Below are 15,573 nucleotides of genomic sequence, written 5' to 3'. Positions count from 1 at the left end.
AATCATGAAAATCTTATTAATTAATTTAGATTCATCTAAAGATCGTTTAGAGCAGCAAATAAATCAATTTGAAAAAATAGGCTTGGATTTTGAACGATTACCAGCCGTGACAATTCATGATTTTTCTGAAGATGACTATAAGCGAATGGCATTTAATGGTCAGCGCCCAATGAAGCAATCTGAATTAGCATGTTTTTTAAGTCACAAAAAAGCCTGGGATTATATTGTTGAGCACAATGAGCCATGTGTTGTTTTAGAAGATGATGCTGTTTTAGTTAAAGATTTTAAAAATATAATAAATGATCTTGATAGGTTAACTGATATTGATTATGTAAATTTAGAAGTGCATGGTCGTAAAAAAATAGTAGCCAAAAAATCGGCATATTCAGTAGCGAATAATCAATATAATCTTTTTGAAATATATGTTGATCGTAGCGGAACAGGAGGATATGTCCTATATCCATCGGGTGCTAAAATTCTTTTAGAGTTTATGAGTAAACGTCCAATAGGCTTATCTGATGAGTTTATTCATAGTTGTTATAGGCTTAAAGCATTTCAAATTGAACCTGCTACATTATTGCAAAGTGATAAGTGTCCTGAATATGCAGTGTCATGCGACTGTATTTATAATTCTATTATTGGGCAAGTTAAGAATAAGTCATCTTTTACTTTAACTAAAAGTGAATTGTTTGCATTTAAGATGAGACGTATCAACACACAAATAGGTTTGGGGCTTCGTCAATTGCAATGCTTAGGTAAAGGTGTAAAAAGAGAAATTCGGGTTAATCCATCAAAGTTTAATGGTTAATTTTTAATATATAGATAATGGAAGTTTGATTTAAATGCAAATTCAAGTCATAAGCTTAACAACTGCCTTAAAGCGTCGTGAACATATTCAGAGTGAATTTGGTAAGCAAGAAATTAGGTTTAATTTTTTTGATGCTCTTACTCCTGATGACGCTGAACCATTAGCAAATGAATTGAACTTAAAATATGATATTGATTGTATAACAAAAGGTGAATTGGCTTGTTTTATGAGTCATGTAGCATTGTGGAAGAAAATGTTAGATGAGAATATTCCATATATGGCAATATTTGAAGATGATGTATTTTTGGGTAAGGATTCAAAAAAAATATTAGGTTCTTCTCGGTGGATAGGCAATGATGTGGATGTGATTAAATTGGAGGCATTTGCTAAGAAAGTATTACTTGGTAAAGATATTCCGATTTTAGAAACGAATAGAAGTCTTGCAATATTAAAGCAAAAAAATCTTGGAACCGCAGGGTATATTTTATCATTGCAAGGTGCTAGAAATTATATGGACTTTATTAAAAATAATAATTTAATTCCTTTAGATGAGCTGATGTTTGATATGTATTTAAAAGAAAATCATGTCTATCAAATATCTCCTGCATTATGTATTCAGGAAATGATGTTATTTCCTGAAAAGCTATTACAACTCCCTAGTGATTTAGTAAATGCAAGAAAAAAGCGTATGAAAAAACTTAAGAAAAAAGGACTTACTAAAGTTAGGCAGGAATTATTACGAATTATCCATCAATTGCAAGATTTATTTTTTGGGCAAAAAAATGAATTTAAGTAAAATAAACTCAATAGTGAGTTTATTTTACTAGTAAAGATTCAAATTTCGTTATCATGTGGTTGATAGATAGTCGTTCTTTATCCGCTGCATTAATAGTATAGGGATTATGAAAAATATTCGTTATTTTTGATGCAAGGGAGTTTATATCTTGCGGAGGAACTAATCCTCTTGATAATTCGCCAGATCCTAACTGATATGAAATTCCTTCAGAACATTCGTATGTGATGACAGGTGTATCTAAAAGAAGTGATTCTGCAATAATTAAGGGGCATCCTTCTGTTATAGAGGTGAGAAGAAGTAGATGGCTTTTTTTAATATAATTTGCGACATCATTTTTCCAACCTAAAAAGTCGACTCTCTCCCTAATATCTAATTGTTCAGCGAGTTTTATTAAGGAGTTAAGTTCTGGGCCATCACCAATAACGGCTAAACGACCTGTTAGGTTACTTTTTGCAAAACCTAAAAGTACATGGCTTGGTTGTTTTTCTGCACTCAGGCGACCAACATAAATACAATCCCATTTTTTGTCTTGATTGCTTTCTAAAGTTTTAACTAGACGTTGATAATCAATGCCGTTATATATTGTTTTAATTCTTGCATTTGGTATATATGGTTGATTAATTCCTTTTAAGTGGTTATTTACAACGATAATATTTTGTTCTTGAAATAGTTTTTTGAAATAAGTGATTTCAAAATATAAGCGTCTTTTTTCTTTATACCAGCGAAAAGGATTAGTTGTATCTTTTTTGATAGGGTTGAAAATTTGACCGTGAATCCATGACCAAACATTTCCAGTAATAAATGGCTGTATGTAGAGAGCATACCAATGAGAAAGAATAATAAGATCTGGTTTTATAGTTGCAATTAAATTCTGAATTTTACCTATTTCATTAGGTGTTAGCTGTCGCCCTTTTCTTTTCCATAAGTTACCAGTCATAAATTTTGTGTGAATATCTAAATCGAATTGATTTACTTCGGGAGAAATGTTCATCCTAATATTAGAAGAATTCATAAGGGCGATGGTCACAGAGTGTTTGCTTGCTAAGTTGTTAGCTACATCAAGCATAACTTGCTCAGCGCCACCACCATGTAAATGGTCAGCAATAAATAAAATTTTATGCATAATTTGAGAACAGTATTGTAATCTGAGTTTTTATAATTTTACTATGTCATTAATGAATATACGAGTAATTAATAACATTAAATATGTATTAATAAGAGTAGGTTAAATTATTTTATCTATAAGTGTTCTTTGTTTCATCTGAGCCACGGAAGCGTTTATATCCCCACATATAGTGTTCAGGGAATTGATTAACTAGCTCTTCAACCACTTTATTCATAGTAGTAGTTGAAATGTATATATTTGGATCATAAAGTTCAGGGTATTGTAAGCCTGCATCATTAATATGGATGTGGTATCCATTATCATTTGGTGAATGGATACATGTCATAGAAATTAATCGACACTTTGTTTTTTGAGCTAACTTAGGTGCTAGAGTACTTGTTAGTGTGCTAATTCCGAAAAATGGCGCAATAATCCCCCCTGAATGGTCTGGAACGTGATCAGGCAAAATAACGCTAAATCCACCTTGTTTTAAATTCTTAAATAATGCCTTTACGCCTGAAGCATCGGTAGGAACCATCGTGGTATTTAAGCGCTCTCTGGATTTTAGCACAAACTCTTCAATAGTCTTATTTTTAATAGGTTTGTACATAATGGTTGGTGTGCCATATTGATGAACCCATGGATTCATTATTTCCCAATTTCCTAAGTGTGGGGTAATAATCAAAGCCCCTTTAGGATCTGCTAATGCATCTTTTAGTACATCTAGGCCACTTACCTGTTTAATTTGCTTAATATTCCACTCTGTTGGCATTGCCCAACATTTTAAAGATGCCGCATAGTTTAAACATTGATTAGTTACACTTTTTTTTGCTAAATTTTCTTGTTCTTCTTTAGTTAAATTAGGGTAACAAAGAGAAATATTTATACGTGTTTTCCATAGCATTCCACTTGATTTCTGGGTGTATACAAACCTTGCAATCATTGTTGCTATTGTTTTTATTGTAGTTTCAGGAATGTAGCTAAAAAGTGACAGTATGTTCATGAATTGAGTAAAAGTAAGTTTGGGTTAATGATAACTCAAAACTGTGAAGAGATACTATTTTACAATACTGATTATTTGTTCTTTTAGTATTAACTATAGGTGAAAATGCATTTTTTAAATAGTTTTTTTGTTATTATTCATGGGATAAATATATTGGGTATAAGGAACATTAAATGCGTTTAATGGTTACAGGTGGCGCTGGCTTTATTGGTTCTGCAGTTATAAGGCATATAATCAAAAATACGAATCATGAAGTGTTAAACGTAGATAAGCTTACTTATGCAGGTAATTTAGAGTCACTTGTTTCTGTTGCAGATAATACGCGTTATACGTTTAGTCAGACCGATATTTGTGATCGATCTGCTTTGGATCAGTTATTTGTAGATTATCAACCTGATGTCGTAATGCATTTGGCTGCAGAGTCACATGTTGATCGCTCTATTACGGGTCCTTTTGCATTTATTGAAACAAATATTATTGGGACTTATCAGCTTTTAGAGGCAAGTCGCCAGTATTGGAATTCTCTGGATGAAACTAAAAAACAGGAATTTCGTTTCCACCATATTTCAACAGATGAGGTATATGGTGATTTAGAGGGTACAACAGATTTATTCACTGAATCGACCTCTTACTCACCAAGTTCACCATATTCAGCATCAAAAGCAAGCTCTGATCATTTGGTGCGTGCTTGGAATCGTACTTATAGTTTACCGATTTTAGTGACAAACTGCTCGAACAATTATGGACCTTATCACTTTCCAGAAAAGCTCATTCCGTTAATGATTTTAAATGCTTTGCAAGGCAAAGCATTGCCTGTGTATGGCAATGGACAGCAAATTCGTGATTGGTTATTTGTAGAGGATCATGCACGAGCTTTATTTAAAGTTGTGAGCGAAGGTACAGTGGGTGAAACCTACAATATTGGTGGTCATAATGAGAAAGCAAATTTAGATGTTGTACATGGGATCTGTGAGTTACTAGAAGAGCTAGCACCGAATAAGCCTGAAGGTGTAAATCAATATAAAGATTTGATTACTTATGTAAAAGATAGACCAGGTCATGATGTTCGCTATGCTATTGATGCAAGCAAGATTCAATATGAACTAGGTTGGACTCCAGAGGAATCATTTGAAACTGGGCTACGTAAAACTGTGCAATGGTATTTGGATAATAAAGAGTGGTGCCAACATATACTAGATGGTAGCTATCAAGAGGTGAAAAGATGAAATTAGGCATGAATACGAAGGGGATTATTCTTGCTGGTGGCTCAGGAACAAGATTATATCCAATAACAAAAGGTGTATCTAAGCAATTGCTTCCTATCTACGATAAACCAATGGTTTATTATCCACTTTCAGTCTTGATGTTAGCTGGAATTAGAAATGTATTACTTATTAGTACACCTGAGGATATTGAAGGTTTTAAACGCCTTTTAGGGGATGGTTCACAATTTGGTATACATTTAGAGTATGCAATTCAACCTAGTCCAGATGGTCTAGCACAAGCTTTTATTATTGGTGAAAAATTTATTGGGGATAGTAATGTTTGTTTAGTCCTTGGTGATAATATTTTTTATGGTCAAGGCTTTACTCCAATGCTTCACCAAGCAGTAGCACGACAAAAAGGGGCAACGGTATTTGGTTATCAAGTAAAAGACCCAGAGCGTTTTGGTGTTGTTGAGTTCGATGAGCAGAAACGAGCGATATCACTAGAAGAAAAACCCGAAAAGCCAAAGTCTAATTATGCTGTTACAGGACTCTACTTTTATGACAATGATGTTGTTGATATAGCTAAACAAGTTAAACCTTCAGCTCGTGGTGAGTTGGAAATTACCACTGTAAATCAAATGTATTTAGAACGTGGTGATTTAAATGTAGAACTGCTTGGACGTGGATTTGCATGGTTGGATACCGGAACTCATTCAAGTTTACTTGAAGCAGCACAATTTGTAGAAACTATTGAAAAACGTCAAGGTTATAAAGTTGCTTGTTTGGAAGAAATTGCCTTAAATAATGGCTGGTTAGATCAAGACAAAGTTTTAAAAATTGGGCAAAGTATGAGTAAAAATGATTATGGTCAATATTTAATATCATTGGTAAATGAAGCACATGACTAAGCCAATTTATGTTACACAACCGGCCTTACCAGAACTGAAAGATTTTATACCTTATATTGAACAAATTTGGGAAAATAAAATTTTAACAAACTGTGGACCGTTGCATCAGCAGCTAGAACAGGAGTTATGTGAGTATTTAGGTGTTAAATATATTTCATTATTCAATAATGGAACTATTGCGCTTATTACAGCTCTTCAAGCTTTGGGCTTAGAAAAGGGTGAAGTGATAACTACGCCATATACATTTGTTGCTACAGCACATTCGATTGTTTGGAATAATTTTATTCCAGTATTTGTTGATATTAATAATGAAACTTCAAATATTGATCCTCAAAAAGTTGAAGGTGCGATCACAGATAAAACAGTAGCAATTATGCCTGTGCATTGTTACGGCATTCCTTGTGATGTTGAAGCATTAAAAAGAATTGCGGATAAACATAGCGTAAAGCTAATTTATGATGCTGCACATGCTTTTGGGGTGCATCATAATGGTCAAAGTTTACTTAATTATGGTGATCTAAGTGTCATTAGCTTTCATGCAACAAAAGTGTTTAATACTTTTGAGGGCGGGGCTGTTGTATCCCATACTGAGGAAATGAAAAAGAAAATAGACCGGTTAAGAAATTTTGGAATTGTTGATGAACATACAATTTCAGAGGTTTCACTAAATGGTAAATTAAGCGAAATTCATTCTGCATTGGGGTTATTGCAGCTTAAGGATATAGATGGATATTTAAATTCTAGAAAGTTGATTGATGAGCTATATCGAACGCTATTAAATGAGGTTAAAGGGATAAGGTGTTTGCAACGCACAGCATCAGATGTTGATAATTATTCATATTTTCCAATTATTGTTGATGAGTCATTTTCATTGACTCGAGATGAGTTGTTTGAAAAATTTAAAGAAAATAATATTTATGTGCGTAAATATTTTTATCCTATTATGAATGAGTTGGATATTTATAAGCAGTATGTTGGTGATACACCTAAAGCGAAATGGTTATCGGAACATGTATTGTGTTTGCCTATGTATCCTAGTTTATCTTTAGATGAAGTGGCATTAATAGTAACTGTATTAAAGAATAAGGAATTGTGATTAATGACTAAGCGAATATTGTTTTTAGGCGGTGCACCGTCACAAATCCCACCTATTGAATATGCAAAATCGCAAGGCTTCTATGTAATTACATGTGATTATTTACCAAGTAATCCTGGGCATCAGCTAGCGGATGAGTATCATAATGTTTCTACAACAGATAAAGAAGCTGTTTTAATTCTAGCAAAAGAATTAGAAATTGACGGTATAGTTGCATATGCTTCAGACCCAGCAGCACCTACAGCAGCTTATGTTGCAGAAAAACTTGGATTACCTGGTAACCCCTATGAGTCGGTACTTACTTTGGCTCGTAAAGATTTATTTCGAAAGTTTTTAAAAGATCATAATTTTAATGTACCAAAATCAGAATCTTTTTATGATTTAGAAAGTGCTGAACATTGGATTAGTCAAATAAAATTTCCTTTATTTATTAAGCCAGTTGATTCGTCAGGCAGTAAAGGCGTGACTGAAATTAAAGACATCACTCAGTTAAAAGCAGCTTTTAATTATGCATTACAATTCTCACGTGAGAAAAAAGTAGTGATTGAAGAAAAAATTGTTAAGCAGGGATATCAAGTTGCTGGTGATGGTTTTGTTGTTGATGGAAAGTTAGTTTTTAAGTCATGGGCTGATGAACACTTTGATAAATTATGTAATGGTTTAGTTCCAATAGGACAAACTTTCCCTACTTCTCATGATGATGAGTTATTAAAAAAAGCATATTCTGAAACTCAGCGTTTACTTAATTTATTGAATATGAAAATGGGAGCATTAAATTTCGATTTTATGTTCTCTGAAGATGGTGAGTTTTACTTTTTAGAATTAGGTCCTCGTAATGGCGGTTGTTTAATACCTGAAGTTATTCGTTATGCAACTGGAGTGGATTTGATTAAAGCAACTGTAGATTCTGCTTTGGGTTTTGATTGCAGTTATTTAATTCAAACTGATGTGAAAGGATTTTGGTCAAGCTATATGATTCATAGTTTTAGAGATGGTGTTTTTGAAAAATTAGACTGCTCTAATCGTGCTAAATCAATGGTTCGAGAACAGACCTTATATGTAAGTAAAGGTGATGTTGTAAAACAGTATAGTGGTTCTAATGACACGCTAGGTATGATGATTCTTGAATATCCTAATATGCCGACTATGTTAGAAATGATTGATAATATGGAGCATGATATTCATGTCACTACATCGTCATAAGGAAATTGGCGGGTATATGGAGATTGATTTAAATTTATTAGATCAATTTCCATATAAGAATGCAGCTACATTTAATTCAGCTAGGTCTGCTTTATATGAATATGCAAAATATCTAAATATTAAAGTTATTTGGATGCCGAAGTTTATTTGTGACACAGTATTATTAGCATTGAAAAGTTTAGGCATAACTATTAAGTATTATGACTTAGATGAGATGCTTTTTCCGCGTTTAACTAGTGTGCTAGAAAGTAATGAATATATATATTATGTAAATTATTTTGGGATTTGTACGGATAATTTATATAAGTTGGTAGGTATTTATCCTAGTGGTAGGTTGATTTTTGATCATGCTCAGGCTTTTTTTGTTCCACCTGTTAGTGATGTAACAACAATTTATTCTCTAAGAAAGTTTTTACCTGTGGCGGATGGTGGAATTCTTGTTTCCAAATTGCCAGTTAAGTCTTGTGAAAATAAACAATCTGACGAGTATTTAATAAATCAATATAAATATTTATGCAATCGTTATTTGAATGGTGCAAAGGCAGCCTATGGGTTGTATCAGTTCAATGAACAGACATTTAATGAAAATATTCCCAAAGCAATTTCACCTCTAACGGAACTCATTTTAAAAAATTTAGATTATAATAAAATGCGTGATCAGCGTATTGAAAATTTTAGGTATTTGCATTCTAAGTTAGGTAAGTTAAATAAATTAATCATTAATTTAGAAAGTATAGAGTCTCCATTAACATATCCATTTTTATTTGATGAGCAATTTACACTGATATTAATTGAAAATAATATTTACAGTCCAATTTATTGGAAAGACTGTTTGCAACGAATTGATAAAAATAGTTTTGAATACAGATTGGTTAATAATGTGACATATTTTATATGTGATCATAGATATAATATTGAAGATATGAATATACAGTTAGAATTGGTTAAGGAGTTTTTATTGTGAATATAAAAGGCAAGGTAGTTACTTTAAGAGCAATTGAGACAACTGATTTGGATTTATTGTCTAAATGGTCAAATGAACCTGAAATTTGGGAAATGGTAGTTGGTTGGCATTTTCCATATTCTAAATCAAGTACAGAAAATTATATTAAAAATATTAATAATAATAATATGCACTATCAAAATTTTGCTATAGAAACTGAAGAGCACGGTTTAATTGGTACAACGAATTTGGTAGATATTGATTGGAAAAATAGAACGGCAGTAAATGGAATTATGTTAGGTAATATAAACACTTATGGTAAGGGATATGCATTAGATGCAGTTATGGCAATAATGCGCTATGCATTTAAAGAGTTAGATCTGTATCGTTTAGATGCAAGTATGATCTCCTACAACACCCGATCGATTGATTTTTATACTAAAAAGTGTGGTTGGATTATTGAAGGGAAAAAGGAAGGGTGGTTTTATCGTAATGGCGAACGTCATGATCAAACTATTGTTGGTATTACTCATGAACAATATAATAGACATATAGAGAATACAAATTATTGGGGAAATTAATTGTGTATTCTCAAGATAAATTAGATATTAGTATTTGTATTGTAGCTTATAATCATGAAGATTTTATACATGAGTGTATAAGTAGTATTTTAATGCAAGCCTCTGTCTTAAAAATTGAAATAATAGTTGGTGAGGATAAATCGACAGATAATACCCGTCATATTTTAAATAAACTTGTGAAGCAATATCCTGAGTTAATTATTCCTATTTTTCAAAATGAAAATAAAGGAGCTGTTGAAAACTTAAAAGATATTTATAAGAAAGCACGTGGAAAATATATTTGTCATTTAGATGGTGATGATTATATGTTACCGAATAAGTTAAAAAAGCAATTCGAGGTATTGGAAGAAAATCCAGACTGTAGTATTTGTTCACACTCAATGCAATTTGTGGATAAAAATGGTGAGTATGTAAAAACATGGTCTCATCCAGAAGGTAAATTTTCATTAGATTACTTATATGAAAACTTACCTTTTTTTGCACATTCTTCAAAAATGTTTAGAAATGATTTTAAATTAGAATATTTAAATGAGCTACATCCTCAAGCACTTGATATAGAAATACATATAGCACAGGCTAAACAAGGTAAAATTTATCATATAGAGGAAGAGCTAGGGGTATATAGAGTTAACGTTGGTGTCAGTTATATTGAAAAAAAGGTAAATCCAATTGTTTTATTGGGCGTTATGAGGGCTTATGAAAATATTTTATCGAATGAAAAGAAAATAGAGCAGCAAAAAAAATATAAAAAACTATATGCAATGGTTATGTTGCAACATGCGAAAACATGTTTAAAGACAGGTAGTGATTATGAGCTGTATGTAAAATTAGCACGAAAGTCTTTGTTATTAGGTTTTTATCATCGTCATCAATTGATTCATTATGTTTTTTCACTTTTACCTGAAAAAGTGTATCTTGCTTTTAGCAAACGATAGTTTTTGAATTACAATAGAGCCAAAGTAGGTTTTAAAATTTTGTGGTTTTTATATGGTGAATACGAATGTAACGATTGTTACAGCTTTCTTTGATATAGGGCGGGGAAATTGGAAACAAGAAGATGGTCATCCTGGTTATTTACAAAGAACTAATGATAAATATTTTAAGTATTTTGAAAACTTAGCTCAATTAGATAATCCAATTATTGTATACACGTCTGCGGATAATGTTGAAAAAATTCGACAGATCAGAGTTGGAAAAAAAACACAGATTATCGAGGTGGATTTTCAAGAAAAGTTTCAAGTTTGCAGAGCTAAAATTCAAAATATTTTAGATAATGAAGATTTTCGAAATAAAATTAATCCAGATCAATTAAAAAATCCTGAATATTGGTCTGCAGATTATGTACTTGTGAATAATCTAAAATCATATTTTGTAAAAAAAGCCATTGAGGATCTTAACTTAGAAAATGAATATATTGCTTGGGTAGATTTTGGTTATTGTAGAGATGAAAAAGTTTTAAATGGACTTTTGCGATTTAATGTGAATTTAGATAAAGAAAAAGTACATTTTTTTACCATAAAAAGAAAGTTTAATTTAAGTAAAAAAAATGTTTATAACGCTATTTTAAATAACGAACCTTATATTATTGGCGGAGTAATTATAGCAAGAGATCAAAAATGGTTGGAGTTTTCTAGTTTAGTTTATTTAACTCAAAGAAAGTTGATGGACGATCTAATTATTGATGATGATCAAGGTGTTTACTTGTTATGCATATTAAATGATACAGGTTTATTTAAATTAAATTATTTAGGTAAAAATAAATGGTTTGATGTATTTAAAAAATATGACTTAAGTGTAAAACTTTCTTTAGTAGATGTATTAAAAAAACTTATAGGTAGATATTAATGAGCTCTAATACACCGTGTATTTATCATGATTTTTTCCCCATTCAGCAGAAACAAAATCGTGTGTTAAGAGCTATGAGGAAAATATTTGTACCTAGAAGTATTAGAAAAAGGCATGATTTTGAAGAAAATCTTCTAGTTAAATCACAAGTATATGAAAAATGGAATATATTTTTAAATAGTTACTTTAATAGTGAATTTGAGAAAATTGAAATTTTACCCAAGAAACACCTTAATTGTGAAAAAATTATTTGGCAATATTGGGGGCAAGGTATCGATAATAATCTGCCAGAAGTTGTGAAAATTTGTTTTTCATCTATTGATTTATACAAGGGGGAATATACAGTAATCCGATTGGATGATCACAATTTACATGAATATGTAGAGCTCCCTGATTTTGTTTGGGAAAAAAGAAAAAATCCTGAATTTAAACATGCATTTTTTGCAGATTTATTGCGATTAGCTTTATTAAATGCTTATGGTGGAGTTTGGGTGGATGCAACTATATTGTTAACATCAGAAATAAATCCTGAGTTATTAGAGCAAGATTTTTTTATGTTCTATCGAAGTGATTCAACACTTAATAAAAAAAAATGGATAGATTTTAATTCGAATTATTTTGGTTGGAGTGATAGGCATAAAGTAAATGTATTAAATAGTTTCATTATTTCGAAAAGGAATAATTTAGTTACGAATACTTGTCTAAGTATTATGTTAAATTTTTGGAAAACTCAAAATAATATTCCACATTATTTTTTCTTTCAGATTATGTTTGATGTTTTAAAAGATAATTATTTACCATTGAGTAAATTTATTATTATGGATGATACTTTACCACATTTACTGCAATTGAAATTGAGTGAACAATTCAATGAAAGAGATTATCAAGATATTTTAAATCAGGTGAATATTCATAAAATGACATATGTTAATATTCAGGATCAGAATACGTATTACAGTATGATAAAGAAAAAATTTTTAAGAGAGTAAGCGAGGATGAGGGCGCTTACTCCTTCTCTGAATTCCCTTTCAAAACCATATAAATAAGCCCAACAAAAATAACAAATGCGCCGCCAATACTACTTAAAGAGAAAAATACAATACGGTCATATGTTGTTAAATTGAATAGTTGGTTATCTACGATATAACGCATGAATAGCCACTGTACAACAGCAAAAATAATTAAAACAATTGCACGACGACGAACTTCAGGACGCATAGCCATAGGAGATATTCACAACTAAGTGGAAAGTGGTGTCTATTATGCCACTGTTATTACGTGGACTCAATGCAACAAAAAAAGCCCTGCAATTGCAGGGCTTTTTTTACTTTATAAATAAATTATTTAGCTTCTTCAGCTTTTGGTTTTTCGCGTAAACGAATACCTAAGTCACGTAATTGGTTTGTTTCAACTGGCGCAGGCGCTTGAGTTAAAGGGCATTCCGCAGTCTTGGTTTTCGGGAATGCAATCACGTCACGGATTGAAGATGCACCTGTCATCAACATCACTAAACGGTCAAGACCGAATGCCAAACCACCGTGAGGAGGCGCACCGAATTTCAATGCATTTAACAAGAAGCTGAATTTCTCTTCTGCTTCTTCTTCACCAATACCTAATGCTTCAAAGATCGCTTTTTGCATTTCTAGGTTAAAGATACGGAGAGAACCACCACCGATTTCAGTACCGTTTAATACCATATCGTAAGCAACAGACAATGCTGCACCTGGGTTATTCTTCACTTCTTCAACAGTGGATTTAGGAAGCGTGAATGGATGGTGAACAGAAGTCCATTTGCCATCATCAGTTTCTTCGAACATTGGGAAGTCAACAACCCAAAGTGGTGCCCACTCACATGTTGCCATGTTCATGTCGTGACCAACTTTAATACGTAAAGCGCCCATTGCATCGTTTACAACTTTCGCTTTGTCCGCACCAAAGAATACGATATCGCCATTTTCAGCGCCAACACGTTTTAACAAATCAAGCACGATTGGCTCGATGAATTTAACGATTGGGGATTGAAGACCTTCAATGCCTTTTTCAAGTTCATTAACTTTGATGTAAGCCAAGCCTTTTGCACCGTAGATACCAACGAATTTAGTATATTCATCGATTTGGCTACGTGGAAGCGCACCAGCACCTGGAACACGTAAAGCAACGATACGACCTTTAGGATCTTTAGCAGGGCCTGCAAATACTTTGAACTCAACGTCTTGCATCATGTCTGCAACGTCAACAAGTTTCAAAGGAATACGCATATCTGGTTTGTCAGACGCATAGTCACGCATTGCATCTGCATACGTCATACGTGGGAATTTGTCGAATTCAACATTTAGAAGTTCTTTGAACATCTTAACTGTTAAAGTTTCCATTAAATCCATGATGTCATCGTCACTCATGAACGATGTTTCAACGTCGATTTGTGTGAATTCAGGCTGACGGTCAGCACGTAAGTCTTCATCACGGAAACATTTAGCAATTTGGTAGTAACGATCAATACCACCAACCATCAACAACTGTTTGAAAAGCTGTGGAGATTGTGGAAGCGCGTAGAAGCTGCCGTTAGAAACACGACTTGGAACTAAATAGTCACGCGCGCCTTCAGGAGTCGCACGAGTTAAGATCGGAGTTTCAACATCTAAGAAACCATTGTCTTCGAAATAGTTACGAATAAGGTTTGTAAGCTTAGAACGGAAACGTAAACGATCTAACATTTCAGGACGACGAATATCAAGGAAACGATATTTCAAACGTACTTCTTCAGAAATATTTGTATTTTCGTCATTCAAAGGGAATGGCGGAGTTTCAGAAGCAGCAAGAACTTCAATGTCTTTGCCTAATACTTCAATTTGACCACTTACGATATTTGCATTTTCAGTGCCTTCGTAACGACGACGTACGCGGCCTGTAATTTTTAATACGAATTCTGAACGAGCCTTATCAGCAGTTGCAAAAGCTTCTGGGGTATCTGGATCGATAACCACTTGCACAACACCATCACGGTCACGCATATCTAGGAAAATCACACCACCGTGGTCACGGCGACGATGTACCCAACCGCATAATGTAACGGTTTGGTCAATTTGAGCTTCGGTTAAAGAACCGCAGTAATGAGTTCGCATCATAGCGTAAACAATCCAACTATATGGTTTAAGGCGAGCGAATGCGTAAACAGCGCACCGCTTTCGAATATTGAATTATGCCTCTTTTTGGACATTTTGTCACAACAACTCATAGCAAAAGTCTGTCGCTTTGCTTCGAAATGTTGAATATTGCTGTTAAAAATTAGAAATTAATCCATCTTCTTAGAAAAAATGTATCGATAAATAACACAACAAAAACTAAACGAAAGCAGAAAGTTCAGGCTAAACTTATTCAGCATTCTGCCTACAAAATAATATTGATGATTTATCCAACTTTCATGTTGAATATTTAGGGCATAAAAAAATAGTCCAATCATGCCAATGCAAAAAGAAATAAAAAAGCAAAGATATAAAAAATGAAGATGATTTTTTCTTTTTAAATGAGAAAGATGGTGCTTCTTATAATATTGACTCATCATCCATACAATAAAGGGTAAAGGTAAAATTGAAGATAATATTTGGAATATAAAAGCATAAGAATATTGTTGATTAAATATAGAGATTGAAGATTCAAAAATTGGAAAAGAAATTAAAGTCCTTGAATCTAAATGTGTAAACCCATCCCATAAAATATGTGTTGTATTGCCAAGAATGAGGGCAATACAAATTGCAGTCACAAATTTCAAAAAACTCAAAAAGCTTGAAATATTTAGGTCATTTTTTAGTGCTAAACATGAATATATCGTTGGTCGAAACAAGCTATACCAAAGACCACAAAATGCTAAACCTAAAAATAAGTTTGGATAAAAAAGTGCTGTCCAAGTATGCGATTCCAAGCCATTTGAATTGGAAAAAAGACGAAATAAATCTGGTGCCATGCTACCAATAGCAAGTGCAGCAATAGGAAGTTTATTTTTTGTGAGTTTTGAAATAGGTGATGCAATTACTGTATGAGCAAGCGTAAAAGGCATAATTCATATTGCAAAAAGATACA

Annotated in this window: 16 protein-coding genes; 11 read left to right on the top strand and 5 right to left on the bottom strand. The window is 32.6% G+C overall.

The window, feature by feature from the left end; all coding sequences use genetic code 11:
- The first annotated feature begins 4 nt into the window (after window positions 1–4).
- Together AC5YC8_RS10230 and AC5YC8_RS10225 are read left to right on the top strand one after the other, a co-directional pair.
- Window positions 5–808: a glycosyltransferase family 25 protein gene (locus AC5YC8_RS10230; RefSeq protein WP_496164443.1), complete on the top strand. Its 804-nt coding sequence runs from the start codon at window positions 5–7 to the stop codon at window positions 806–808.
- A gap of 34 nt (window positions 809–842) precedes the next feature.
- Complete coding sequence (locus tag AC5YC8_RS10225) at window positions 843–1,604, top strand: glycosyltransferase family 25 protein (RefSeq protein WP_496164442.1); 762 nt, start codon at window positions 843–845, stop codon at window positions 1,602–1,604.
- Between the two features lie 19 nt (window positions 1,605–1,623).
- On the opposite strand, the gene AC5YC8_RS10220 is transcribed toward AC5YC8_RS10225, so the two are convergent.
- Both AC5YC8_RS10220 and AC5YC8_RS10215 read right to left on the bottom strand, forming a co-directional pair.
- Window positions 1,624–2,727: a glycosyltransferase gene (locus AC5YC8_RS10220; protein WP_496164441.1), complete on the bottom strand. Its 1,104-nt coding sequence runs from the start codon at window positions 2,725–2,727 to the stop codon at window positions 1,624–1,626.
- Window positions 2,728–2,839: 112 nt separating this feature from the next.
- Window positions 2,840–3,712: a lysophospholipid acyltransferase family protein gene (locus AC5YC8_RS10215; protein WP_496164440.1), complete on the bottom strand. Its 873-nt coding sequence runs from the start codon at window positions 3,710–3,712 to the stop codon at window positions 2,840–2,842.
- 173 nt (window positions 3,713–3,885) lie between these two features.
- On the opposite strand from AC5YC8_RS10215, the gene rfbB reads away from it, so the two are divergent.
- From rfbB to AC5YC8_RS10170, 9 genes are read left to right on the top strand one after another with little or no spacing between them, the layout of a single operon-like run.
- Complete coding sequence (rfbB, locus tag AC5YC8_RS10210; protein ID WP_496164439.1) at window positions 3,886–4,938, top strand: dTDP-glucose 4,6-dehydratase; 1,053 nt, start codon at window positions 3,886–3,888, stop codon at window positions 4,936–4,938.
- Window positions 4,939–4,946: 8 nt separating this feature from the next.
- Window positions 4,947–5,828 (top strand): glucose-1-phosphate thymidylyltransferase RfbA, encoded by an 882-nt coding sequence (rfbA, locus tag AC5YC8_RS10205; RefSeq protein ID WP_496164495.1) that lies wholly within the window; start codon window positions 4,947–4,949, stop codon window positions 5,826–5,828.
- Window positions 5,821–6,924 carry a DegT/DnrJ/EryC1/StrS family aminotransferase gene (locus AC5YC8_RS10200; protein WP_496164438.1) on the top strand — a complete coding sequence of 368 codons (1,104 nt, stop codon included), beginning with the start codon at window positions 5,821–5,823 and terminating at the stop codon, window positions 6,922–6,924. The genes rfbA and AC5YC8_RS10200 overlap by 8 nt, the downstream gene beginning before the upstream one ends.
- 3 nt (window positions 6,925–6,927) lie before the next feature.
- Window positions 6,928–8,127, top strand: coding sequence for an ATP-binding protein (locus AC5YC8_RS10195; RefSeq protein ID WP_496164437.1), 1,200 nt, complete (start codon window positions 6,928–6,930; stop codon window positions 8,125–8,127).
- Entirely contained in the window at window positions 8,108–9,091 is a 984-nt protein-coding gene (locus tag AC5YC8_RS10190) for a hypothetical protein (RefSeq protein WP_496164436.1), read from the top strand. Before AC5YC8_RS10195 ends, AC5YC8_RS10190 begins: the two co-directional genes overlap by 20 nt.
- Window positions 9,088–9,651, top strand: coding sequence for a GNAT family N-acetyltransferase (locus AC5YC8_RS10185; protein WP_496164435.1), 564 nt, complete (start codon window positions 9,088–9,090; stop codon window positions 9,649–9,651). The genes AC5YC8_RS10190 and AC5YC8_RS10185 overlap by 4 nt, the downstream gene beginning before the upstream one ends.
- Before the next feature lie 2 nt (window positions 9,652–9,653).
- Window positions 9,654–10,586 (top strand): glycosyltransferase family 2 protein, encoded by a 933-nt coding sequence (locus AC5YC8_RS10180; RefSeq protein ID WP_496164434.1) that lies wholly within the window; start codon window positions 9,654–9,656, stop codon window positions 10,584–10,586.
- A 52-nt stretch (window positions 10,587–10,638) separates the two neighbouring features.
- Window positions 10,639–11,496, top strand: coding sequence for a WlaTC/HtrL family glycosyltransferase (locus AC5YC8_RS10175; protein ID WP_496164433.1), 858 nt, complete (start codon window positions 10,639–10,641; stop codon window positions 11,494–11,496).
- Window positions 11,496–12,485 (top strand): capsular polysaccharide synthesis protein, encoded by a 990-nt coding sequence (locus AC5YC8_RS10170; RefSeq protein ID WP_496164432.1) that lies wholly within the window; start codon window positions 11,496–11,498, stop codon window positions 12,483–12,485. Before AC5YC8_RS10175 ends, AC5YC8_RS10170 begins: the two co-directional genes overlap by 1 nt.
- Window positions 12,486–12,501: 16 nt before the next feature.
- Here the strand turns inward: AC5YC8_RS10170 and AC5YC8_RS10165 are convergent, their stop codons facing one another.
- From AC5YC8_RS10165 to AC5YC8_RS10155, 3 genes are all read right to left on the bottom strand, one after another.
- On the bottom strand, window positions 12,502–12,720 hold the full coding sequence (locus tag AC5YC8_RS10165) for a hypothetical protein (protein WP_496119908.1): 219 nt from the start codon (window positions 12,718–12,720) through the stop codon (window positions 12,502–12,504).
- Window positions 12,721–12,836: 116 nt separating this feature from the next.
- Window positions 12,837–14,621, bottom strand: coding sequence for an aspartate--tRNA ligase (aspS, locus tag AC5YC8_RS10160; protein ID WP_496164431.1), 1,785 nt, complete (start codon window positions 14,619–14,621; stop codon window positions 12,837–12,839).
- Between the two features lie 167 nt (window positions 14,622–14,788).
- Complete coding sequence (locus AC5YC8_RS10155) at window positions 14,789–15,550, bottom strand: DUF4184 family protein (protein ID WP_496164430.1); 762 nt, start codon at window positions 15,548–15,550, stop codon at window positions 14,789–14,791.
- Between the last annotated feature and the right edge of the window lie 23 nt (window positions 15,551–15,573).

The organism is Acinetobacter sp. FY731 (genome assembly GCF_059515905.1).
This window is presented reverse-complemented; position numbering and strand designations above follow the sequence as displayed.